Origin of the sequence: Candidatus Kryptonium sp. (assembly GCA_025060635.1) — a bacterium.
Taxonomy (GTDB): Bacteria; Bacteroidota; Ignavibacteria; order Kryptoniales; family Kryptoniaceae; genus Kryptonium.
This window is the reverse complement of record JANXBN010000007.1, coordinates 41,446-63,971: the sequence shown is the minus strand read 5'-3', so window position 1 is coordinate 63,971 and position 22,526 is coordinate 41,446. Positions and strand designations below refer to the sequence as shown.

25 protein-coding genes are annotated in these 22,526 nt (G+C 36.9%); 4 read left to right on the top strand and 21 right to left on the bottom strand.

Annotated elements, in window-relative coordinates:
- Positions 1-56 precede the first annotated feature (56 nt).
- Positions 57-1,112 carry a response regulator gene (locus tag NZ923_09140; protein ID MCS7230182.1) on the top strand — a complete coding sequence of 352 codons (1,056 nt, stop codon included), beginning with the start codon at positions 57-59 and terminating at the stop codon, positions 1,110-1,112.
- On the opposite strand, the gene NZ923_09135 is transcribed toward NZ923_09140, so the two are convergent.
- Genes NZ923_09135 through radA form a run of 5 tightly spaced genes read right to left on the bottom strand, consistent with a single transcriptional unit; the run spans position 1,109 to position 5,572 of the window.
- Entirely contained in the window at positions 1,109-1,951 is an 843-nt protein-coding gene (locus NZ923_09135) for a YfiM family protein (protein ID MCS7230181.1), read from the bottom strand. The genes NZ923_09140 and NZ923_09135 overlap by 4 nt on opposite strands.
- Positions 1,952-1,990: 39 nt before the next feature.
- Entirely contained in the window at positions 1,991-3,286 is a 1,296-nt protein-coding gene (gene hemL, locus NZ923_09130; protein MCS7230180.1) for a glutamate-1-semialdehyde 2,1-aminomutase, read from the bottom strand.
- A complete protein-coding gene (gene rdgB, locus NZ923_09125; protein MCS7230179.1) occupies positions 3,283-3,912 on the bottom strand; it encodes an RdgB/HAM1 family non-canonical purine NTP pyrophosphatase in 630 nt (209 codons plus the stop codon). The genes hemL and rdgB overlap by 4 nt, the downstream gene beginning before the upstream one ends.
- The gene (locus tag NZ923_09120) at positions 3,872-4,174 is read right to left on the bottom strand and encodes a hypothetical protein (GenBank protein MCS7230178.1); all 303 of its coding nucleotides are present in this window, start codon (positions 4,172-4,174) and stop codon (positions 3,872-3,874) included. Before NZ923_09120 ends, rdgB begins: the two co-directional genes overlap by 41 nt.
- A gap of 21 nt (positions 4,175-4,195) precedes the next feature.
- On the bottom strand, positions 4,196-5,572 hold the full coding sequence (gene radA, locus NZ923_09115; protein ID MCS7230177.1) for a DNA repair protein RadA: 1,377 nt from the start codon (positions 5,570-5,572) through the stop codon (positions 4,196-4,198).
- A gap of 180 nt (positions 5,573-5,752) precedes the next feature.
- On the opposite strand from radA, the gene lysA reads away from it, so the two are divergent.
- From lysA to nfo, 3 genes are read left to right on the top strand one after another with little or no spacing between them, the layout of a single operon-like run.
- Positions 5,753-7,036 (top strand): diaminopimelate decarboxylase, encoded by a 1,284-nt coding sequence (gene lysA, locus NZ923_09110; GenBank protein MCS7230176.1) that lies wholly within the window; start codon positions 5,753-5,755, stop codon positions 7,034-7,036.
- Positions 7,037-7,049: 13 nt separating this feature from the next.
- Complete coding sequence (locus NZ923_09105; GenBank protein ID MCS7230175.1) at positions 7,050-7,559, top strand: DUF5668 domain-containing protein; 510 nt, start codon at positions 7,050-7,052, stop codon at positions 7,557-7,559.
- A complete protein-coding gene (gene nfo / locus NZ923_09100; protein ID MCS7230174.1) occupies positions 7,556-8,422 on the top strand; it encodes a deoxyribonuclease IV in 867 nt (288 codons plus the stop codon). The genes NZ923_09105 and nfo overlap by 4 nt, the downstream gene beginning before the upstream one ends.
- 322 nt (positions 8,423-8,744) lie before the next feature.
- Here nfo and NZ923_09095 read toward each other — a convergent pair whose 3' ends face one another.
- From NZ923_09095 to NZ923_09020, 16 genes are all read right to left on the bottom strand, one after another.
- Positions 8,745-9,134, bottom strand: a complete 390-nt coding sequence (locus tag NZ923_09095; protein ID MCS7230173.1) for a DUF2203 domain-containing protein — start codon at positions 9,132-9,134, stop codon at positions 8,745-8,747.
- The gene (locus NZ923_09090) at positions 9,131-9,670 is read right to left on the bottom strand and encodes an archaemetzincin family Zn-dependent metalloprotease (protein MCS7230172.1); all 540 of its coding nucleotides are present in this window, start codon (positions 9,668-9,670) and stop codon (positions 9,131-9,133) included. The genes NZ923_09095 and NZ923_09090 overlap by 4 nt, the downstream gene beginning before the upstream one ends.
- A gap of 47 nt (positions 9,671-9,717) precedes the next feature.
- Entirely contained in the window at positions 9,718-10,320 is a 603-nt protein-coding gene (locus NZ923_09085; protein ID MCS7230171.1) for a Fe-Mn family superoxide dismutase, read from the bottom strand.
- 148 nt (positions 10,321-10,468) lie between these two features.
- Entirely contained in the window at positions 10,469-10,822 is a 354-nt protein-coding gene (locus NZ923_09080) for an iron-sulfur cluster assembly accessory protein (GenBank protein MCS7230170.1), read from the bottom strand.
- Positions 10,823-10,837: 15 nt separating this feature from the next.
- A complete protein-coding gene (locus NZ923_09075; protein MCS7230169.1) occupies positions 10,838-11,185 on the bottom strand; it encodes a hypothetical protein in 348 nt (115 codons plus the stop codon).
- Positions 11,182-12,372, bottom strand: coding sequence for an IscS subfamily cysteine desulfurase (locus tag NZ923_09070; protein ID MCS7230168.1), 1,191 nt, complete (start codon positions 12,370-12,372; stop codon positions 11,182-11,184). Before NZ923_09070 ends, NZ923_09075 begins: the two co-directional genes overlap by 4 nt.
- 19 nt (positions 12,373-12,391) lie before the next feature.
- Positions 12,392-13,609: a cysteine desulfurase gene (locus NZ923_09065; protein MCS7230167.1), complete on the bottom strand. Its 1,218-nt coding sequence runs from the start codon at positions 13,607-13,609 to the stop codon at positions 12,392-12,394.
- A 50-nt stretch (positions 13,610-13,659) separates the two neighbouring features.
- A complete protein-coding gene (locus tag NZ923_09060) occupies positions 13,660-13,977 on the bottom strand; it encodes a non-heme iron oxygenase ferredoxin subunit (GenBank protein ID MCS7230166.1) in 318 nt (105 codons plus the stop codon).
- A gap of 19 nt (positions 13,978-13,996) precedes the next feature.
- Entirely contained in the window at positions 13,997-14,386 is a 390-nt protein-coding gene (locus NZ923_09055; protein MCS7230165.1) for an SUF system NifU family Fe-S cluster assembly protein, read from the bottom strand.
- Between the two features lie 21 nt (positions 14,387-14,407).
- Positions 14,408-15,679: a Fe-S cluster assembly protein SufD gene (gene sufD / locus NZ923_09050; GenBank protein ID MCS7230164.1), complete on the bottom strand. Its 1,272-nt coding sequence runs from the start codon at positions 15,677-15,679 to the stop codon at positions 14,408-14,410.
- A 55-nt stretch (positions 15,680-15,734) separates the two neighbouring features.
- Positions 15,735-16,019, bottom strand: a complete 285-nt coding sequence (locus NZ923_09045; GenBank protein MCS7230163.1) for a sulfite oxidase — start codon at positions 16,017-16,019, stop codon at positions 15,735-15,737.
- A gap of 28 nt (positions 16,020-16,047) precedes the next feature.
- Positions 16,048-17,451: a Fe-S cluster assembly protein SufB gene (gene sufB, locus NZ923_09040; GenBank protein ID MCS7230162.1), complete on the bottom strand. Its 1,404-nt coding sequence runs from the start codon at positions 17,449-17,451 to the stop codon at positions 16,048-16,050.
- A 41-nt stretch (positions 17,452-17,492) separates the two neighbouring features.
- Positions 17,493-18,275, bottom strand: coding sequence for a Fe-S cluster assembly ATPase SufC (sufC, locus tag NZ923_09035; protein ID MCS7230161.1), 783 nt, complete (start codon positions 18,273-18,275; stop codon positions 17,493-17,495).
- On the bottom strand, positions 18,262-18,729 hold the full coding sequence (locus tag NZ923_09030) for an Rrf2 family transcriptional regulator (protein MCS7230160.1): 468 nt from the start codon (positions 18,727-18,729) through the stop codon (positions 18,262-18,264). Before NZ923_09030 ends, sufC begins: the two co-directional genes overlap by 14 nt.
- A 114-nt stretch (positions 18,730-18,843) precedes the next feature.
- The gene (gene cas6, locus NZ923_09025; GenBank protein ID MCS7230159.1) at positions 18,844-19,596 is read right to left on the bottom strand and encodes a CRISPR-associated endoribonuclease Cas6; all 753 of its coding nucleotides are present in this window, start codon (positions 19,594-19,596) and stop codon (positions 18,844-18,846) included.
- Between the two features lie 178 nt (positions 19,597-19,774).
- Positions 19,775-22,471, bottom strand: coding sequence for a M14 family zinc carboxypeptidase (locus NZ923_09020; GenBank protein MCS7230158.1), 2,697 nt, complete (start codon positions 22,469-22,471; stop codon positions 19,775-19,777).
- Between the last annotated feature and the right edge of the window lie 55 nt (positions 22,472-22,526).

The window sequence follows — 22,526 nt, the reverse complement described above, 5'->3', positions numbered from 1 at the left end:
ATTTCCAAATTTTGTTTTAAAATTTAGCTATAACGAAATAAAATCAATTTTTTGAAGTGCCCGGTAAAATTTTAATTGCAGAAGATGAACCGACAAGTCGGTTCATATTTGCAACGATTTTAAAAGACGACGGATATGATGTGATAACTTGTGAAAACGGTTATGAGTGCGTTGAGATCGCAAAGAGCGAGAAGCCAGATGTTATAATTCTTGATATCCAAATGCCGATAATGGACGGATTTGAAGTGTTAAGAATTCTGAAATCAAACCCAGAAACGAATCAGATTCCAGTTATAATTATCTCTGCCAATTCCGAACCACACAACATAAAAAGAGCATTTGACTCGGGGGCAGCTGAATTTATCGCAAAGCCGGTAAACATTGAGGAACTATTGATAAGAGTGTCAACTGTCTTGAAAATCAAAAGAACGAACGACGAACTTAAAAAACTACGCTCCGAATTTACTTACCTTTTGATTCAAGATCTAAAAAACACGATCTCGGTAATTAAAGCAAGCTTTGAACTTGCCCTAAAAAACAGAATACACGAACTCTCAGAGGATCAAAAATTAATTCTTGAAGTTGCTGAAACCGCCATTAACAAGCACATTAAACTTTTAAATGAATATCTTGAACTTTCACGACTTGAACTTAACATTGACAAAATCTCAAAGGAACTAACTGATCTCGGTAAAATTATAACTGATGTCGTTAAGCGATTCAAATCTTCGCAAAATTACAGCATATCACTTTCATTTCCTGCTGATCTTCCACTTCAGATATATGCAGATAAGCGCAAGATAACGAGAGTTTTTGAACTCGTTCTTGGTTCAATACTAAATGTCGGTAGCAAGGACATAGAAATTTCAATAGCGGAGGAAGACTCAAACTATTTGATAAAAATAATTGACAAAACCACTCAAATTGAGGAATCTGAAACGGACTATTTATTTGACAGATACAAACAAGCGCTCTTCCAAAAGTTGCCTAAATATAACGATCTTGGTCTTACAATAAGCAGAATAATAGTTGAAGCACACAACGGGAAAATATGGGCTGAACCTATAAAGGGAACTGGAACTGCATTCTTAATTAAATTTCCAAAAGGTTAAAATTTAATAAGATAAAACCTGAATCTCGGGACGATTCTCACAGATGGTGCTGGCAAGCGATAATAATTTAAAAGATTAATGATTTGTTTGAATAGATGCATCTTTATCGGAATTTTCGTCAAGTCGTAATCAAACCCTAAAAAAATTTCCCTTTTCCCGCTTCCGTCCCAATTTATCTGCTTCACGCTATAACCGACCGCAATATCAATAATATCAATAAACCAAGTTTTGAAAACATCCACATTTAAAATTTTGGAAACATCAAAGCACAACCAAAAATATAGACTTTCATAATCATCAATAATGAACCTGTGAGCCCCGGATTTGAACTTTTCTGAAGGAAACACACTGATTTTAAAATTTACAGATTTCAAGAACTCAAAATTTTCTCTCGCATACGGTAAAAACGCGCCTATGATATTTGAAATTTGATCGCTTATGCTGAAGCCAAGTTTCGGTCTAAAACCGTCTTCAATTTCAACATAAGTTTGAAAAAGCAAACTTCCAACGCCACCAAAAATCAAAGATAAATTTTTCTCAACCCCAGCCCAACAAAGCGATCTGCCCAACAAATCCGAAACTAAAAACGAAAAATAGGCATGGCCAAATTTATCAGCGTTTAAAACTTGATTGAGATCGTCCCTAAAATGAAAAGATGTTAATTCACCTTTCCACCATGAGTTATACTGCTGAATATGCGCTATTGTTAAAATCGCACCTGTCACTCCAAGGACGATCCCAAGGCGATATAAATTAACTTTTGAAGAATCATCCGAAGACCCAGCAAAAGATAGATTTAAAATGAAAAAGAGCGTAAAAATTAAAACGAAAAATCTCATTAATCTTAGCCTCAAGTAGTTGAATGCGATCAAAAATTTTCACGCGTTAAGTTTTTTAAGCGCTATCCTAAAAGCTTCTATTGTTTTTTGTATATCTTCATTTGTATGAGCAGTTGACAAAAACATCGCTTCAAACTGCGACGGTGGAAGATAAATCCCATTCTCAAGCATTAAATTGAAAAACTTCGCAAATTTTTTTGTATCGGATTTCAAGGCCGATTCATAATCATAAACCTCATTCTCGTTGAAAAACACAGTAAGCATTGAACCAATTTGATTTACCTTGACACTGACAGAGCTCTCCTCGGCAATCTCTCTGAAGCTTTCAGCAAGAAACCTTGCTTTTGTTTCAAGTTGTTTATAGATAGTTTTTCTGTTTTCATATAAAATTTTCAATGTCGTGTATCCAGCTATCATCGCAATTGGATTTCCTGATAAAGTTCCAGCTTGATAAACTGGTCCGGATGGTGCAACAAGTTCCATAATTTCTTTTTTTCCGCCATATGCTCCAACTGGAAACCCACCACCTATAATTTTACCAAGTGTTGTAATATCTGGTTTAATTCCGAAATACTCTTGAGCCCCACCTGGTGCAATCCGAAATCCGGTCATAACTTCATCAAATATCAAAACAATTTTTTCCCTATCGCATATCTCGCGCAATTTCTCTAAAAATCCGTTTCGTGGAAGGACAACTCCCATATTCCCAGCCACTGGTTCAACAATTATGCAGGCGATTTCATCTTTATTTTCATCAATCAACCTCTGAACTGAATCTATATCATTATATCTTGCATTTAATGTAAGCGAGGCAATTTCATTCGGAACACCTGGACTGCTCGGGATTCCAAGCGTTGTTGCACCTGAGCCAGCTTTAACAAGGAAGCTATCACCATGACCGTGATAACATCCTTCAAATTTTATAATTTTCTTCCTTCCGGTGTATGCCCTCGCAAGGCGAATTGCGCTCATAGTTGCTTCTGTTCCAGAATTAACCATTCGGACGAGTTCTACCGATGGCATCATTTTATTTATCATCTCTGCCATTTTAATTTCAATCTCTGTCGGTGCCCCATAACTTGTTCCATTTTTCAAAGCACTCTTTACCGCTGAAATAACCTCGGGATGAGAATGACCAAGTATCAAAGGACCCCAAGACATTACATAATCAATAAACTTATTTCCATCCGCGTCCCATATTTTTGAACCAGACGCTTTTGAGATAAAAAGAGGAGTTGAATTAACAGATTTAAAAGCTCGCACTGGAGAGTTAACTCCACCTGGGATCAACTTTTGAGCTTTGATGTAGAGATTTTTGCTTCTCGTTTTTCTCACGGCGAATTTGAGTTTGTTTTTAATACTTCAACAAGAAACTCAACGAACTTTTGCACTGCCTTTGACCTATGACTTATTCTATTTTTCAAATCTTTAGGCATCTCTGCATAGGTTAAATCATATCCATCGGGGATAAAAAGAGGATCATATCCAAAGCCACCTGTCCCGCGAGGTTCAAATATAACTTTCCCCCTTGTCTCACCTTCAAAAATTTTCTCCTCATCTTTATAAACATAAGCAATTACACAGCGAAATGTCGCTGTTCTTTTCTCAAGCGGTACATTTTCAAGTTTCTTCAAAAGTTTTCTATTGTTCTCTTCATCACTTGCATTATCTCCAGCATATCTTGCTGAATACACCCCAGGTTCACCGTTTAGAAAATCAACTTCAATCCCACTATCATCAGCAACGGAAGGAAGGCCTGTAAATTTATGAACCTCACGCGCTTTTTTCAAGGCGTTTTCAACATAGGTTTTCCCGTCTTCTTCAATCTTCGGAATCCACTGAAAATCATCTGTACATAAAATCTCAAGTTTAGAATAAGAGCCATCATTGAGATAGATTTTCAAGATCTCTTTTATCTCGTCAACCTTGTGTTTGTTCCTCGTGGCAAGGACTATTTTCACCGATGCTTTCCAAGTTTGTTCTTACACGAGGGAAAAATTTAAGATATAGATTTATCAAACTCCCGATGGAGGCAAGAAGATTCAAAGTGAAAAACACAAAATTACCAATTGCGTAAATTGTTAGAGACAAACTGCCGATGAAATAAATCAAAAGAAAATAAAGGTTCATGCTCGTATAACCACGCTTTATTGATTCGTAGGTTTGAGGTATCCAACATATGACGATAGCTATTAGCCCAATAAAGCCAAGTGTTTCCTTCATTTCTTTTCCTTTGATAATTTTTTAAATGTTTAAAAGTTCTTCAAGTGCTTGACTTACTTTTCTAACGCCAATGATTTCAATTTCAGCGTCGGTTTTTAAACCACGCGTATTGTTTTTAGGGACGATTATTTTCTTAAAACCAAGTTTTGCCGACTCTTGAATTCTTTTTTCCACTTGTGTCACGGATCTAACTTCACCAGCGAGACCAACTTCGCCAACGACAACCGACTGCGAATCAACAGGTATGTCTTTCAAACTTGACACTATCGCAACAACAACACCAAGATCTATTGCAGGCTCATCAATTTTCAAACCGCCAACGATCTTCACAAAAACATCATGACCACTTAACCTTATACCGATTTTCTTCTCAAGCACAGCAAGGAGGACAGAGAGACGATGGTAATCAAATCCAATTGATGTTCTTTGAGGTGTTCCATAACTTGCTGGCGTGACAAGAGCTTGAACCTCCACAAGAAGAGGTCTCGTCCCCTCAACGCAAGCAACAACAGATGAACCGGATATCCCAAATGTTCGCTCCGAAAGAAATATATCAGATGGATTCTTAACTTCCTTTAGACCCTCATTTGTCATCTCAAAAATTCCAATTTCATTCGTTGAACCGAACCTGTTTTTTACAGCTCTTAAGATTCTGTAAAACTGATGTCTTTCACCCTCAAATTGTAAAACGGTGTCAACCATATGCTCAAGAACCTTTGGACCTGCGATTAAGCCGTCTTTTGTGACATGTCCGACAAGAAGGATTGATTTACCAGTATTTTTCGCAACCTGCATCAGTAAAGAGGCACATTCACGAACCTGACTAACACTTCCAGGGGCACTTTCAAGCTCTGGTCTATACATCGTTTGTATAGAGTCAATTATGATCACATCGGGATTCGTTTCTTCAATTACATTTATTATAAGATTTAGATTTGTCTCCGCAAGCACGAGAAAATTTTTTGTCTGAAAAGATTTAGGAAAGTTCAATCTTTCAGTTCTAAGTTTGAGTTGCTTTACGGATTCCTCACCTGTAACATAAAGAACCTTTTTTCCCTTTAAACCTGGAACGATTTGAGTCATCAAAGTTGATTTTCCAACCCCTGGATCTCCAGCTATTAAAACCACCGACCCAGGCACAATTCCACCTCCAAGCACACGATCAAATTCAGCTATCCCAGTTTTTATCCTCTCGTCCTCTTTCATTTCAATCTTATCAATATCAACGGCGATAGCAGGTTGCTTCAAAAGTGAAATTTGTTCTTGCAATTTATCTTCAGGCATTATTATCTCCTCAACCATAGTATTCCACTCATTACATTCAGGGCATCTACCCATCCACTTTAACGAAATGTATCCACAATTTTGGCATACGAATTGTGTCTTTTGTCTTGCCATTTTTCAAATTTTTAAATTTTGCAAAAACTCAACACTTCAAACAAAGCCAAATAAATATAATCCGACCTTCGGAATAAAACAAGTTAGCCTAAAGGCAAGTTTAAAAATACCCAATTTTTCGCATTTTTTTATTGAAAAATTCCCCTTTTGAAATTATCTTTTTAGCAAAAAGAGCGAAATTTGACTCATTTCTACTACAAATCCGATGAACTTTATTGTGAAAATGTCCCAGTTAGAAAAATAGCCGAGGAATTTGGAACCCCTGTCTATATTTACAGCAAAGCACAAATAGTTCAAAATTTTGAATCACTAAAAAATTCTCTCCGCAACTCAAAAATTTTATATGCCTTAAAAGCGAATTCAAATCCCTCAATACTTAAAATCATAAATCAACTCGGCGCAGGGGCAGATGCCGTCTCAGCTGGCGAGATTTATTTAGCATTAAAATCTGGTTTCAAACCTGAAAAAATATCATTTGCGGGCGTCGGGAAATATGAAAACGAAATAGAATACGCAATTGAAAAAGATGTTTTCTCACTTAATATTGAATCAGAACAAGAACTTTTCATCGTCAGCGAAATTGCACAAAGTTTGAATAAACAGGTCAATGTTTTAATCCGAGTAAATCCTGATATTGACGCAAAAACTCATCCACACATCTCAACCGGAATAAAAACAAGTAAGTTTGGAATTGATCCAGATGAAGCAATTGATGTCTTCAAAAAGGCATCAAAACTTCCTGGCGTTGTGCTCCTTGGAATACATACACACATCGGCTCTCAAATCGTTGATGTTGAGCCATTCGTTGAAACAGCGAAATTCATTCTAAAATACATTGAAAAACTTGAAAAGGAAGGGATCAGAATTTCACACATTGATTTTGGTGGAGGGATAGGCGTGAAATATAAAAATGTAATTTCAAACGACAAATTACCACTTGAAGAAAATGATGATAAAGAACTAAAACCAGAAATCTTTGCAAACGAAGTCCTTCCAATACTTGAAAAATCCGGCTGCGACCTTATGTTTGAGCCTGGGAGATTCATAATCGCAAACGCTGGGATAATCGTTGGAAAAGTTATTTACACCAAAAAAAATAAAGCAAAAAATTTCATCATCACAGATATTTCAATGACTGAGCTTATAAGACCAGTTCTATACAACGCATATCATCAAGTTGTCCCTGTCGTTCTTAACAACGAAAAAATAGAAATAGTAGATATCGTCGGACCTGTTTGTGAAACGAGCGATTTCATAGCTCGTGATAGAAAAATTCCTGAAGTTTCAAGGGGCGATTATATTGCTGTTATGACAACTGGGGCTTATGGTTTCGTCTCAAGCTCAAACTACAACGCACGGTTAAGGCCTGCGGAAGTTCTAATTGATGGAGAAAATTATTATCTTATACGAGAACCTGAAACTTTTGAGGATTTGTTAAGTAAAACTGTGTGGATAAAAATATAAGCCAAATTGCGAAATGAGTCTCATTTCACAGAAGAATAAAACGGCGTTTCTACTTGGAATTATGCTTGTTATCGTTGGAACTCTGATTTTATTTGACAAACTTGAGATTTTACACTTGAGTTGGAAAAAAATTGTCTCCGTCTTACTTGTAATTTATGGCACATATCTTGGATATTCGGGCTTCGGGCTAAATTCAAATAGAAAAGTCTTTTGGGGCTCGCTGTTTTTCTTTTTTGGAATTTATCTGTTCATTGATTCCTTTGAATTATTAAATCCAGAAATTCATTTTTTCTGGCCGGTGCTTTTGATAGTCACGGGCTTGTCATTTTTCATGTCATTTGTTAACCGTCCACAAGAATATGCTCTGCTTCTTCCAGCGGTGATGCTTACTGGGCTTGGGACTTTATTCCTACTTACAAATGTTGGAGTCATATACTCTTTTGAATTTTGGGAGAATTTTGAAAAATTCTGGCCTGTTTTGTTGATACTTCTTGGTCTTTATTTCATACTGAAAAAGAGATGAAAAATTACCAAAGATTAAACATCGGGGCTCATATCTCAATAAGCGGTGGATTAGATAAATCTGTTTCAAGAGCTGTAAAAATCGGTTGCGAAACGATCCAGATATTTACGAAAAGCAACGCACAGTGGAACGCAAGAAAGTTAAATGAAAACGAGATAAAAAAATTTCAAGCCGAGCTAAAAAATTTCCAAATTCATCCTGTCGTTGTTCATAGCTCCTATCTAATAAATCTATGCGCAAGCGATAGAGAAATACTTAAAAAATCAAGAATCTCATTCATTGAAGAGTTGAAAAGATGTGAAAAAATCGGTGCATTATGCCTTGTATTCCATCCTGGCGCCCACCTCGGTAAAGGTGAAGATTACGGAATCAAAATGACCGCAGAATCGCTAAACATAATCCACGAAAGAACCCCAAATTTTAAAACTTTGACAGTGATTGAATTGACCGCCGGACAAGGCACTGTGATAGGTTATAGGTTTGAACAGATAAGAAAATTGATTGATCTCATTGAAGAGAAAGATCGGATTGGAGTTTGCGTTGATACTTGCCATATCTTTTCCGCTGGATACGACATAAGGACAGAAAAAGGATGTGAAAATGTTTTCAAAGAATTTGATGAAATTATCGGTATTGATAAAATAAAAGTTTTCCATCTCAATGATTCAAAACGAGAGCTAAACTCAAGAGTTGACAGACACTTTCACATTGGGAAAGGTAAAATCGGAAAAACAGCCTTTCGCTTCATAATGCAAAACCCACTCTTTGCAAATATACCCAAAATAATTGAGACACCCAAAGGTCACGATGACAAACTTGACATAATGAACTTAAGAACCTTGCGAAAATTAAGTTTAAGTTAAAAAATTCCCCTTCCATTTTCTTTAGTTTTTTAGAAGCATAACACTTGCCTCTTTCAAATTTTAGAATAACTTATAACCAAAACTTGCCCAAGCGACACGCTTAAATTTCCTTTTCTATAAATAGCATTACCCCCGCTCTGAAAACAAATCCTCTTCCTTTAGGCTGATACCTATACCTGACTACACCCATAAAAGATGCATCAACTCCAGAGAACTTTTTTAGGAGGATTTTCTGCTGAAATATTCACATCAAAATTATCTTCATCCGTCCAGCGAGCAATACTGCTTTCAACGATTTTTTATAAATATGTAAAGCGCAAGCCTAAATATCTTCAAGCGACTTCCTTCCAATAAAACCTTCGCTTATCCTATGCCAATAGCGTATCGTGTCCTCACCATACATCCAGCAAAGATAAACTTCCTCGCCATTTCTTCTTATGTGAGGAAAATCAATAAGACCTTGCTCAATTCCTTTGACAAGTGCCCCCAATGATTCTATCCTTTCAATCAGAGCGACTATCTCTTCAAGTTCAGGAGGATAATTCTTTTCTCCATTCGGATTTCCAGTAAAATACCTATGCTGATAAATATCATAACCTTTTGAATCAATAACTTTTTTGAGCTCAATCATCCTTGAAACGAGAGGTTTTATCTGCTCAAGCAAATTTTTGGCTTCTTCAAGCGTGAAATGTTTCTCGTGAAGGTATTTCATTCCAAAGTGCTTAATTTACTTTTGCATTTATTACAAAATAGAAAACCCTTTCTATCTGTGTCAAGTATTGAGTTTGAGAAAAACATTACACAAGCTGGATTAGGACAATGTTTTAGATTCAACAAATGCCCAATTTCGTGAACTGCCTCGGTTAAAAGTCGTTTTTCAAAAAGATTTTTATTTGACTTCTTACCGTAAAACTCTGGCTTTAACCTAAAAGTTGAAATTACACATACTTTTTCAACTGGATCGGCTTCGCCAAAGACGAAATTTAAACCATGAGCATACAGATCAACCTCCGTGATTCCGAGAACAAAGGCAAAATCTTTTGCTTTAAATTCTTTCTTAATCCGATCAAGTATCAAAGATGAATTGAACTGTCTTCGGAAAGGATTATAGCTTTGGGAAGGAATTTCAACTTTACCAACATGCTTAACATTCCATCCAAGATGCAATTTCAACCCATTTTGTAAAATTTCAATGGAGTCACTTTCAACTTCCCCAATCTTAACGATGCAAATATCAAGATTGTTCATTTTACTTGAAAATTAGGGACGGTCGCTTTAGACCGTCCCATTTTGTTTTATAATGTTACCCTTGGAGCGTTGTTAAACCTGTTCACAACCACGGACCAATCAATTGCTTTGAAGAATGCTTCAATATAATCAGCTTTCTTTAAACCATAATCAATCATATACGCATGCTCAAAAACATCCATAATTAAAAGCGGTATTGAACCAGCAAGATGGCCGAGATCATGTTCATTTATCCAAGTGTTGAATAACCTGTTTGCAATTGGATCAAGATATAAAACAACCCAACCAATACCTCTCATTGTGCCTGATGCTTTGAAATCTTTCTCCCAATTTTCATATGAGCCGAAATCTTCAGTCAATTTTCTATAAAATGCTGAACCCTTATCAAGCTCTTTTCCGCCCTTAATCATGTTTCCAAAGTAATACTCATGAAGTCGCATTCCGTTGTATTCCCAACCAAATCTTCTTTTCAGCTCTGCATATTCAGGTGTTCCGGTTTTCCCTTCTTTCACCATTTGAGCAAGTATATCTGCAAGCTTGTTTGTATTCGTCACATAACCTTGATATAATGTAAAATGATTTTTCAAAAGCTGATCACTGAAACCAGGCGTTCCCAAAAGGTGGTCGTAATTTTTTGCTTCGTAAGGCATTCTTACCTCCTTTTTTTGTTTTGTTTGAGAAAATAAATTTGAAAATTTAATAAACGGAATGGAAAGGAAAGTTAATCCTATTCCCTTCAAAAATTTCCTCCGTGTGATCATAGATCTCCAAAATGTTAATTTTTATTCCCATCCAAACTCACACTGAGAACGAATGCCCACAACCACAACTTCTCGTCGCGTTCGGATTATGGAAAACAAAGCCACGACCCATCAAACTATCAACGAAATCAAGCTCTGTCCCCTCAAGATAAAATAAACTTTTCGGATCAATGGTCACCCTTATACCATTTGATGAAAACACAATATCGTTTTCCCTTATCTCATCAAAAACTAAAACATAAGAAAATCCTGAGCAACCACCAGCTTTAACGCCGATCCTCAACGCATATTCTGACGGAATGTTATTATCTTGAATTATCTGTTTTATCTCCCTTGCTGCTCTATCGCTAATTTTTATTCTTTCAATTTGCTCTTGATTTATTTGGCTCATTTAATCCTCCATTCGTTAAGTTTTTGTTTCTCCAGATTTTTGGACACTCGGTTTCTTGAAAGATGGATAATTTAAAGTCCAAACTTTATTATATTCGTTTTTGACAGGTTTGAAAATCCCTTTCTCAACCATGAACTCCGAAAATTTTTGGGCAAGATATTCCGCTTCTTGAAAACTTATCTTTCGTCCTCTATTTGCGAAATAATCAATCATTGCATATTCAATGTCCCTGACAAAGACATTTGAGAGATGATAAAGTGGATATTTTTCCTTCATAAACTTTAAAAAATCTTCCCAATTGTCTTTGATAATTTGGAGTTCTTTCATCTCCTTCATTTGTTCATCGTCAGGTTTTGTTTTCAAGTTTTTGAGATTTCTTTTCTGAATTTATATTTCGGTGATATGTCTCGCAAATGATTAACAACTTCAATGACGCGATTGATGGTATAATCAATTTCCTCTTCAGTGTTAAATCTTCCGATTCCAAATCTTATCGCCCCTGCGATCAAATCGTCGTTTAAACCTATTGCTTTTAAAACATGTGATTTTTCAACAGATGCGGAGGAACAAGCAGAACCGGTTGATACAGCGATTTCTTTCATTCCCATCAATATAGCTTCGCTTTCAACGCCATCAAAACTTAAATTTAAGTTATTCGGTAATCTTTTAACAGGATGACCATTTAAATAAACATCTTCAAGCGAGTTCATGATTCCATATTGAAGTTTATCGCGAAGCTTTCTAACTCTTTCGGATTCTTCGTTCATTTCCATTTTTGCGATCTCACACGCCTTTCCAAATCCAACAATTCCTGGCACATTCAATGTTCCAGACCTTAATCCACTTTCATGACCACCGCCATCAATGATTGGAATTATTTTAATTCTCGGTGTTTTCTTCTTTATAAACAAAGCACCAACACCTTTAGGTCCATAAAGTTTATGCGCAGACATTGACATAAGATCAATGTTTAAACTCTGAACATCAATAGGTATTTTACCTAATGCTTGTGCTGCGTCTGTGTGAAATATGACCCCAAATTCAGCACAAATTTTACCGATTTCTTCAATTGGTTCAATTGTTCCAATTTCGTTATTTGCGAACATAACGCTTACGAGTATAGTCTCCGATGTAATTTTTTTCCTAATTTCATCTGGATCAACAAGCCCATACTTATCAACTTGAAGGTAATCAACTTTAAAGCCCATTTTTTCAAGCCGTTTACAGGCATCAAGCGTTGCTTTGTGCTCAATTTGAGTCGTGATTATATGTTTTCCCTTTTCAGAGTAAGCCAAAGCGATTCCCTTTAAGGCAAGATTTATTGATTCAGTTGCCCCGCTTGTAAAAATTATTTCCTTTGGATTTGCATTGATAAGTTCAGCTATTTGCTTTCGTGCGAGCTCAACCGCTGCCTCTGCTTCCCAACCAAATTGATGTTGGCGACTTGCCGGATTACCAAATTTTTCGACGAAATAAGGAATCATAGCATCAAGGACTCTCGGATCAACTGGCGTGGTTGAATGATTATCAAGATATATTGGGAAGCGCAAAGCCATTAGTTCAAAAGTTTTATCTTTTGAAAATTTTAACCGACTTTTTCAAAGCTTCAATAAATCTGTCAACTTCTTCAAATGTGTTGTAAATGTAAAAACTTGCTCTTACAGTGTTATCAACCCCGAGTCGTGCGAGCAAAGGTTGTGTGCAATGATTCCCAGAACGAACAGCGATACCGTGTTGATCAAGGACGCCTGCGATATCGTGCGGATGTATGCCACGAATATTGAATGAAATAACCCCGAGCCGATTCTCCCTCGGTCCGTAGATCTCAACATCTGGAATTTCGGCCATCTTTTCAAAAGCATAGTTCAACAATTCTTTCTCGTGCTCAAAAACTTTGTCCATCCCGATATTTTGCAGATAATCAATTGCAGTGCCAAGCCCAATTCCACCTGCGATATTTGGTGTTCCCGCTTCAAATTTCCACGGCAATTCATTCCAAGTTGCGCCTTCAACTGTGACAGTGCTTATCATATCACCGCCATAAAGAAATGGTTCCATAGTTTCAAGTATCTCACGCCTTGCATAAAGAAAACCTATACCCGTCGGGCCGAGCATTTTATGTCCTGATGCAACAAAGAAGTCACAACCTATGTCTTGAACATCAATTTTTATATGTGGAGCCGACTGCGCCCCATCAATTAGAACATAAGCTCCTCTTGATTTCGCAATTTGAGTTATCTCCTTAACAGGATTGATTGTTCCAAGCACATTTGAAGCGTGAACAACACCAACGAGTTTTGTTTTTTCGGTTATTAATCTTTCAAACTCATCAAGTTTTAGATATCCATCATCAGTTATATCAACAAACTTCAAAGTTATACCTTTAAATTTCCTGAGCCATTGCCACGGGACGATGTTTGAATGATGTTCCATAATCGTAACAACAACCTCATCCCCTTCTCTTAAATTTGTCAATCCCCAGGCATAAGCAACGAGGTTAATCGCTTCTGTTGCATTTCTTGTGAAAACTATCTCGCGCCATGATCTTGCGTTGATAAATTTTGCGACTTTCTTATGTGCTTCTTCGTAAGCAACGGTTGCTTCATAACTTAAAGTGTGAACAGCCCTGTGAATGTTAGCATTCGTATTTTCATAAAAATTTTTAACAGCATCAATTACCTGCTTAGGTCTTTGCGTTGTAGCTGCATTATCAAAATAGACAACAGGATAGCCATTGATGATACGGTTTAAAATCGGGAAGTCGTTTCTGATTTTTTCAATGTCAATTTTTGCCGTTAAAATTTCTTGGTTTTGTGCCCGCATGATTTTTTCTCTGTTTAAATTTTTATAAAAATTTTATCACCCTCAACCTTGACCTCGTACTTTTCAAGCGGTTGAGAAGCAGGCAAGCGAACAACAGCACCTGTTCTTATGTCAAATTTTGCACCATGCCATGGGCAAGTTAAAATCTCACCATCAATTTCCGCATCGTTCAATTCAAGCTCCATATGAGAGCACTGATTCTTATACGCAAAAATCTCACCATTTAAATTTATCAAGATTACCGATTCGTCGTTCACCTCAAAAACCTTTAACTCCCCGTTTTTAATCTCATCAATTTTTGCGATCTGAATATATTCATTAACGGATTTCATGCTTGATTAAAATTTATTTTCAATCTTCTTCACCCGGCCAGGTGTTAATTCCGTAAATTCCAGCTTTCAAAACCTTTAAACCAAGAAGTGCACATTTCAACCTTATTGGGCTTATCGGTATCCCCAAAGCATTAAGCATGTCTTCCTTGCTGAATTTTTTGATCTCGTCAAGTGTTTTTCCCTTAACTATCTCTGTGAGTATTGAAGCCGAAGCTTGACTTATGGTGCAACCTTTTCCTGTAAATTTGATGTCTGATATTTTGTTGTCTTGAATTTTAATTTCAATTCTAATTTGATCACCACACGACGGATTCCCTTCCTCGTGGACTATGTCTGGATTTTCAAGGTGCCCAAAATTTCTTGGGTTTTGATAATGATCCAGCAGAATTTCCATTTGAAGTTCGTCCATTGATAAAGTGAGATTTTATTTTTACATGTTCCATTTTTGATCTATCATCTCTTTAATTCTTTCGCGAACGAAGTCAATCCTTATTTCATCAAACGCTGGGAGAAGGAAACCCTCAACAATTGTTTTTCTTGCTTCACCTTCGCTTAATCCTCGCGTCATAAGATAAAAAATTTGTTCTTCATCAATTTGTCCAACCGTTGCAGCATGTCCAGCGCGAACATTCGCATTTTTGATTTGAAGTGAAGGTATCGCATTCGCTCCTGCTCCAGGATTTAAAAGCATGGCATGTTCACTTAAAAATGAATCGGAATCATGAGCGTTCTTCTCAATATCAACAAGTCCGTAGAAAACCATTCTTGCTTTATCCTTTGAAACACCGCGCAATACTATATCACTTTTAGTATACGGGCTTATGTGTTGTGCATAACTTGTTAAATCAAAATGCTGGGAGCCAGTGGCAAAGGCAATTTGAACATCTCTGAATTCCGAACCAGGTTTCTCAAGAAAAGCTGAATGTCTTGAAATGGTGAACTTACTACCAAGCCAATTGCCAATGAAATTTATCTTTGCGTCCTTCTCTGGAATGAAATTTCTCTCAATGTAATTGTATATCCCATAACCGAGATTATTTATGCTGATGAAATTAACATTGCTTCCCTCGCCCCCAAATATCTCGCTTACATTTGTCATAACTGCGTACTCATTCCCAAGGCAACAATGATTTTCCTCAACCACCGTAACATGTGAATTTTTACCCACTATTACCAGATTATGCGAGAAAACACCAGCGTTCTCAGATTGAACCTCGTTTACGATGTAAATTGGTTTATCAAGTTCAACGCCATCGGGGACATAAATGAAAACGCCCGAATTTAAAAATGCAAGATGTAAAGCGGTAAATTTATTTTGGTCGTATCTAAACTTTGTAAATATCCTCTCTTTAATCATTTCCTCATATTCACCAAGCGCTCTCGCAAGTGGCATCAGAACAACTTTGCCGAGATATTCGGGCGAAATTTTATATTCAGTTGAGGTATTCGCTTGAACGATAAAAATGCCAAGTTTTTTTATGTCAAAAAGAACTTTCTCGGGATTTCCTGAAAGGAACGGATTTAGAATCTCTAAGTTGAATCCCTTTATCTTCGTGTATTTTGATTCTGGAAGTTTCAGCTCGTCCAGAATTTCAAAAGCTTCATTGCGTTTTTCTTGAAACCACAAAGGTTCATTTCTTTGACTTGAAAGTTTATCTATAGTTTCATGAGTCAAACAATTCGGCAGAATGACTTCAGACATAATCTATCTCCTGAGAGTTAGTTTTCGTTGATAAAGTTAAAAAAATTTGAGAAAATTAACAACCGCCTCTTTCAACAACTGTTTCACAAGGCGATGCGTTTAAGATTTCAACTTCTCCAAGCTGTGCAAATGGTTTCATAAAATTCTCAACATTTTCACGCCCATCCGATTCAACGAACAGAAATAATCTATGTGAGCCATCAACAACTCCTTCTGATCGGATTTCAATTTTATAATCCTTCGCCGACGCGAGATGTTTCAACAGCATTTGTGCAAGCTCGGGATTCCGAACAGGGCAATTGTTCGTTTCGTGTTTATGTTGAACTATGAAAAACGGCATTTGTGGCACCTCCAATAAAGATATTTGTTTAACCAATTGCGCCTTCCATTTCAAGCTTTATAAGTTTGTTAAGTTCAATTGCGTAATCAAGCGGTAATTCCTTTGCAAATGGTTCAATAAATCCGAGAACGACAAGCGTTAGAGCTTCGCTTTCAGTTAAACCTCTGCTCATCAAATAGAAAAGCTGATCTTCGCTTATTTTTCCGACCGTTGCTTCGTGTCCTATGCTCACAAGCTCTTCTTCTATCTCCATATAGGGATATGTATCAGATCTTGAAAATTCATCAAGCATTAAAGCGTCACATTTAACTGTTGATTTAACCCCAACAGCTCCTTTTTGAACCTTCACAAGTCCTCTATAACTTGTTCTGCCTCCGTCTTTGCTTATTGATTTTGAAACTATATTGCTTGTGGTATAAGGCGCTGCGTGAATTATCTTTGCACCGGTATCTTGGTGTTGACCTGCACCTGCGTAAGCAATTGATAAAATTTCTGCTTTTGCACCTTTACCAAGAAGATATACAGCGGGATATTTCATAGTTGTCTTACTACCTAAATTCCCATCAACCCATTCAACAAAAGCACCTTCATAAGCAACCGCTCTTTTAGTGACAAGATTATAAACATTCTTTGACCAATTCTGAACAGTTGTATATCTTACATGTGAGCCTGGCAATGCAATGATTTCAACAACGGCGCTATGAAGCGAATCTTCGCTATAAACAGGAGCTGTGCAACCTTCAATATAATGAACGCTCGCACCCTCTTCTGCAATTATTAGTGTTCGCTCAAATTGCCCAACGCTTTCCGCATTTATCCTGAAATACGCCTGAAGCGGGAAATCAACTTTAACTCCCTTTGGGACATAAACAAAACTTCCACCGCTCCAGACCGCACTGTTAAGAGCTGCGAACTTGTTATCCTCAGGTGGAACAACAGTGCCAAAATATCTTTTCACCAAATCTGGATATTCCCTAACAGCAGTATCCATATCAGTGAAAATTACACCTTTCTTCAATAAATCCTCGCGCAAGCTATGATATACGACTTCGGATTCATATTGAGCACCAACGCCAGCGAGAAATTTTCTTTCTGCTTCAGGAATTCCCAATCGTTCAAATGTTTGTCTTATTTTCTCAGGAACTTCATCCCAAGACCTGCCTTTTCTATCTGTTGGTTTAATGTAATAGATATATTCATCAAAATTTATTTCTGAAAGATCAGCGCCCCAAGTTGGCATCGGCTTTTTCAAAAAAACTTCAAGCGAATGCAATCTGAAACGACGCATCCACTCAGGTTCATTTTTCCAATATGAGATCTCCTCAACCACCTCTCTACTTAAACCGCGCTTAGCTTGATAGACATACTTTATTTCGTCTTTGAAATCATACTTTGTGTAATCTATATCTATCCTATTTCTTGTTGCCTGCATAGCTGTTTCTCCTTTTAATTAGTTTTTACAATATAGTTCTTCTAATCAGCCGATTCGGCTGCTGTTTCCCTTATCCAAGCGTAACCCTCTTGCTCAAGCTTTTCAACTATTTCAGGACCACCAGATTTAACGATTCTACCATCAAGCATTATGTGAACAAAATCTGGCTTGATGTAATTCAAAATTCTCTGATAGTGAGTTATCATAACGATACCAATATCTGGGTTACGGACGGAATTTACAACATCTGCGACAACTTTAAGCGAATCAATGTCAAGCCCAGAATCAGGCTCGTCAAGGAATGCAATAACTGGTTTCAACATAGCCATTTGTAAGATCTCCATTCTCTTTTTCTCACCACCTGAAAATCCAACTCCAACTGGTCTATAAATAAAAATTTCGCTCATGTTCAATTTTTTGATTCTATCTATAAGTTCCTTTTTATAGTCAACGACCGATTTCGGAAGCTGCGATGCACGATTAGGCGTTGAATCAAGATTGTTAGCTTGTATCGCCTTCCACAAAAAGTTAAAAAGCGTGACCCCTGGAACTTCAATAGGATATTGAAAAGCAAGGAACAACCCTAACTTTGCTCTCTCATCAGGTTTCATCTCAAGTATGCTTTTACCTTCAAACAAAATATCTCCGCTTTCAACTTTATATTTGGGATGTCCCATTATAGTGTAAGCGAGCGTGCTTTTCCCTGAACCATTGGGACCCATCAACGCATGAACTTCTCCTTTGTTAACGACTAAATTGAGTCCCCTTAAAATTTCCTTTCCGTCAACGCTCACATATAAATCTCTTACTTCAAGTGTTGGCATGTCTATTCTCCTGTTTGTTTATTGTTAATAATTTTTCTGGATAAACACAATCCCTTAAAATTATATCTTGAATTGTTATACCTTCAAGGATGCTTATAAATTTTTTCTCCACCTCCTGCCATATGTCCGCTTGACCACAGCAAGATACAAAAGCACAAGCCGAGCCCGGGACCTCAAGGCATTCAACCATTTTAACCTCGCCCTCAACTGCTTCATAGACTTGTCTTAATGTGATCTCAGATGGCAATTTCTTCAGTGAATATCCACCATGAGGACCATACTCGGAAAAAACTATACCTGCTTTCACAAGCTGTCTCATAACCTTTGCCAAATAACTCAAAGGTATCCTTTGGTTCTCAGCGATTTCCTTCATTAGAACTGCTCCTCTACCGTGTTGCTTACCTAAGTACATCAGTGTCCTTACTGCATAATCAAGCGTCTTTGAAACTATCATCTTTACTCAAATTTTAATTTTGGACATTGTATGTCTACGATGTAAATATAATACTTAGAAAATTAAAATGCAAATTTCACAGATATAGGCATTGAAAGACTTGAAATTTCTCTTCTATTCTGAAATTACCGCCATACCGAAGCCGAGATGGTTTTTATGGCCGAACCCCCATTCATAGCCAACTTCAATTAACCTTGGATCCGTTTTTATAATAAATGGCGCAAGAAAACACTTTATATTGGTTTTCCCAAATTTTATAAGTTTTGAAAATTTCCCGCCTTTTGAGTTTATATATTCGCTGTCAAATCTCATCTCAAAAGCAACATCTTTCAATTTTTCTCCATGCAAAAAACAATACTTTTTTATCAAATCCTCCTTGATCCTATCAAAGTAATTGCTTTCATCAGGGGTCATAAAAATTTTCTTTTCCGTTTGGCTTTTGACGACAGCAATAGGGGAAAGAAGCCGAAATTTCATCTCGCTGGTGAACTCTGGAACATCAATTTTCGCAATTGATCTAACAATAAAGTTGACATTTCCAACCTTAAAGCTTCCTTCCCTCAAAAATGTGATAGCAATACCCTCAATAAATGAAGCAAATGGCGATGAAATGAAAAAATTAAACTCCTCATCGGAGGTCAGCTTGATTTCCTCGTTCTCTATCAAAAAATTTTTAAAACGAAGAAACGAAAATGTGTAAACTCTAAACTTTTCCTTAAAAATTCCGAGCTCCTTTAATCTTTTATCTTTGAAGGCGTCGCTATGTCTTTTTATCTTTTCCCTTATCTCCGAATAAATAAGGTGGTTGTAGTTTACAGGTATTGATGTAGGAATGTTTTGGGCGGTGAGAGTAACTTTTAATCGCATATGCAATCCCCCACCTTAGGTTTAATTGGCTCAAGATAATCACCCCTGGATTTTCCCCGATGGAAGACATATATGATTTAAACTTTTACTTTTTGTCTTAAACTTGACTTTTCAAATTTCTTTTCAAAGAGGGTGGGCTTCACCCACCCTTTTAAATATAAAATCAATAAAAAATTTTTCAAAAACTTGGTGCAAAGAAAATGGAGTTTAAAAACAAGCGGTTTAAGCTTAGCCAATAAAGGCGAAAGTTTGGATCATCCGCAAACATTATAACTCTACCGCGCCCAACCGGCTCATCAATTAAGTAGGCGTTTCCTGGGAACTTCTTCTCCATATCTTCCCAAACGAAGCCACTTATGCGAACATCTTTATCTGCGAAAACTCCGGGATTTGCTCCATCTTTTGATTTCTCAAAAATTAAATTTGAATAAATATGCACAGCGATTTCATCGCCATAGCCAAACGATAAAAAATGCAAAGTGTCAAGTTTAACGCGCATAATTGCCCCAGGTGTAAATTCAACTCTTTCTGCGGTTTTTTTCTCCCTTGGTTTTATGGTATCTTTAACAGCTTGTGGTTTCTCCTCCTCATACCTATCTTCATCCTTTTCGCCCTCACTGAGAAGTTTCGCGCTTGTAAGTTCAACACCTTTTAAGGTTGGGAAAACAGAGGCGTTTTTCAATGTCACAAGAACTCCGCCATTGGAAATCCACTCTTTTAATTTCTTAACACCACCTTCACCAAGCAGATTTTTCAACTGGTTCGCATTTGCGTCAGGGATAACAATTACATTATACCGATATAGGTCTACACTTGAAAAATAATCCCATCTTATTGGAGTGAAATCGTATTCATAAATTTGTTCAAATAGAAACCATAGCGCTCCATATGAAGTTTGAGAAGTTGGCTCTTCGGTTATAACTGCAACCTTTGGTTTTTTCAATTCAATTACCCAATTTGAACCGAGATCAATCCCGCGCTCCGTGTATGCCGTATTTATAGGATATAGATCTACTCCAATTTCCCTTGCAATTCTCTTGATCTTTTGATGAAAATCTTGAATATGTTTATTCCTCTCAACCCGAACAATAACCGTTCCCCTTGGGAAATAATCACCTGTTTCAGTATAAAAATACTTAGATGCGACCGCGACTTTGAAATCCAAAGACAAAAGTTTAGCCAATAACTTAGCAGATGCGTCTGTGTCATATTTGAAAACATAGGCATATTTTGGTGTGTCATTTGGAATATAGAACTCAAATACTGGTTTTTGAGTTATCTTTTCAATTTTAACTTTGGCGGAATCTTCCGTTAGATAACATTCAATCCCCCAAGTTATCGGCAAGCTCCAAGCAGTTACATCGTAAAATCCAAGCGGAAGTCGTCGGACATTTTTGCCAAGCTTTTTGTTGTATTCATAAGCAAACCTCGCTTCTTTAAGAAATCCTTCCTCAATTTTTGTATCTGGCTCAAATAAAGTTTTCAAAAGTCTCTTTTGAGGTTGATACATCGGGATTATGAAAACACCTTTTTTAAATGTTTTCTTTGAAGATGATTTTTCAAAATAGCTTCTTGCAGAATTGCTCGTAAATGGTTCTTTTGCTTCATAGATTTCAATTCCATGTCTTAGACACAACTCTATAAATCTTGATGTCTTTTCTTTGTCCTTGTCAGGAACGATGATGAAGAGTTTATATTGTTCTCTTTTTGCTTCTTCAAGCGCTGTTTGTCTAAACTTATAGAAGTCAAACAGTATCTCCTTTCTATGATTTACTGATGCTTCAAGAGTTTTCATTGAGGCGATAAAGTGATGATGAATCCCCTCTTTGAAAGTAATGATTGTCTCATCTTCTCTCTCAAATTGGAATCCTTTTCTACCACCGGCGTCGGTTTCAAATGTCATTCCAATTGCGCCATTTAGAGATGGATATGAATCCCAATAACCAGGATAGTGTAAATCAAAAACTTCTTCGGTATAATAACTCCATCCATACTCGTCAAATCCACGAGCGATATTAAGCCCGATGACCCTCGCCCACTTTTTTGTAGTTGATGGTATGTTTAGATTTACAGGCGGAGCATACGGAACAAAAAACATATTTTTTGTTTCCCCGTGATGGTCTGCGAAAACTTGAGGATTCCAGTAATGAAATTGTTCTACAACTTTCTGCGTCTCAATTTGTGAACAAGCGAAAGCATCGCGGTTTAAATCAATTAAATAATGGTTGTAATTTGTTTTCATCCTCCAATCACCACGATGTTCAGAGGCGTAAGGATCTGGATTACCATATTTTCCGACGAATGTTGCTTTGAACCAAGCAACAGCTTTTTGATGGCTATCGGGGTTATGCGGCAGATTAATTATAACGATCGCATCTTTAAGAATCTTTTTTGTTATTTCATCTTCGCCAGCACAAAGTTGATAAGCAACTTGAATTCCAGCTTCAAAGGCTGCTGTCTCATCACCGTCAACGGAATAATTCAACCAAACAATTATTGGATTTGTCTCGGATATTTTTCTCGCCTCGCTTTCGGAAGTTATCCTTGGGTCTGTTAATTTTTTTATATTTTCTCTTATCTCGTTAAGCCGTGCGAGGTTTTCAGGCGAGCTTATAATTAGTAGATACATCCCCCTTCTTTCGTACGATTCGCCATATCTTATAACCTTAATCCGATTTGATGATTTTGAAAGTGCATCAATGTAGCGTTCCATCTGATGATGTTCGGTTACGAAATCACCGATTTCATACCCAAGGATTTGTTTTGGGGTTGGTATGTCGGGATTGTAAATCCCATCTTTCCAGAATTTGAAATCATCTGAATTAGATATGGAGACGAGAAAAAAAGATAAAAAGATGATTACTGACTTTTTCATAGATTTTCAATTTTTATTTTTCAGACGAAAATTGCGAAAGGAAGTTCTAAAAGGA

Coding starts and splice junctions, on each gene's coding strand:
- sufD (MCS7230164.1), bottom strand. CDS start 15,679: ATGTCTGAAGTCATTCTGCCGAATTGTTTGACTCATGAAACTATAGAT.
- NZ923_09105 (MCS7230175.1), top strand. CDS start 7,050: ATGAGTCTCATTTCACAGAAGAATAAAACGGCGTTTCTACTTGGAATT.
- NZ923_09085 (MCS7230171.1), bottom strand. CDS start 10,320: ATGCCTTACGAAGCAAAAAATTACGACCACCTTTTGGGAACGCCTGGT.
- NZ923_09120 (MCS7230178.1), bottom strand. CDS start 4,174: ATGAAGGAAACACTTGGCTTTATTGGGCTAATAGCTATCGTCATATGT.
- NZ923_09055 (MCS7230165.1), bottom strand. CDS start 14,386: ATGGACGAACTTCAAATGGAAATTCTGCTGGATCATTATCAAAACCCA.
- NZ923_09030 (MCS7230160.1), bottom strand. CDS start 18,729: ATGATAGTTTCAAAGACGCTTGATTATGCAGTAAGGACACTGATGTAC.
- NZ923_09045 (MCS7230163.1), bottom strand. CDS start 16,019: ATGCCGTTTTTCATAGTTCAACATAAACACGAAACGAACAATTGCCCT.
- nfo (MCS7230174.1), top strand. CDS start 7,556: ATGAAAAATTACCAAAGATTAAACATCGGGGCTCATATCTCAATAAGC.
- radA (MCS7230177.1), bottom strand. CDS start 5,572: ATGGCAAGACAAAAGACACAATTCGTATGCCAAAATTGTGGATACATT.
- cas6 (MCS7230159.1), bottom strand. CDS start 19,596: ATGCGATTAAAAGTTACTCTCACCGCCCAAAACATTCCTACATCAATA.
- NZ923_09060 (MCS7230166.1), bottom strand. CDS start 13,977: ATGAAATCCGTTAATGAATATATTCAGATCGCAAAAATTGATGAGATT.
- NZ923_09095 (MCS7230173.1), bottom strand. CDS start 9,134: ATGAAATACCTTCACGAGAAACATTTCACGCTTGAAGAAGCCAAAAAT.
- NZ923_09090 (MCS7230172.1), bottom strand. CDS start 9,670: ATGAACAATCTTGATATTTGCATCGTTAAGATTGGGGAAGTTGAAAGT.
- NZ923_09135 (MCS7230181.1), bottom strand. CDS start 1,951: ATGAGATTTTTCGTTTTAATTTTTACGCTCTTTTTCATTTTAAATCTA.
- NZ923_09080 (MCS7230170.1), bottom strand. CDS start 10,822: ATGAGCCAAATAAATCAAGAGCAAATTGAAAGAATAAAAATTAGCGAT.
- NZ923_09020 (MCS7230158.1), bottom strand. CDS start 22,471: ATGAAAAAGTCAGTAATCATCTTTTTATCTTTTTTTCTCGTCTCCATA.
- sufC (MCS7230161.1), bottom strand. CDS start 18,275: ATGCCAACACTTGAAGTAAGAGATTTATATGTGAGCGTTGACGGAAAG.
- sufB (MCS7230162.1), bottom strand. CDS start 17,451: ATGCAGGCAACAAGAAATAGGATAGATATAGATTACACAAAGTATGAT.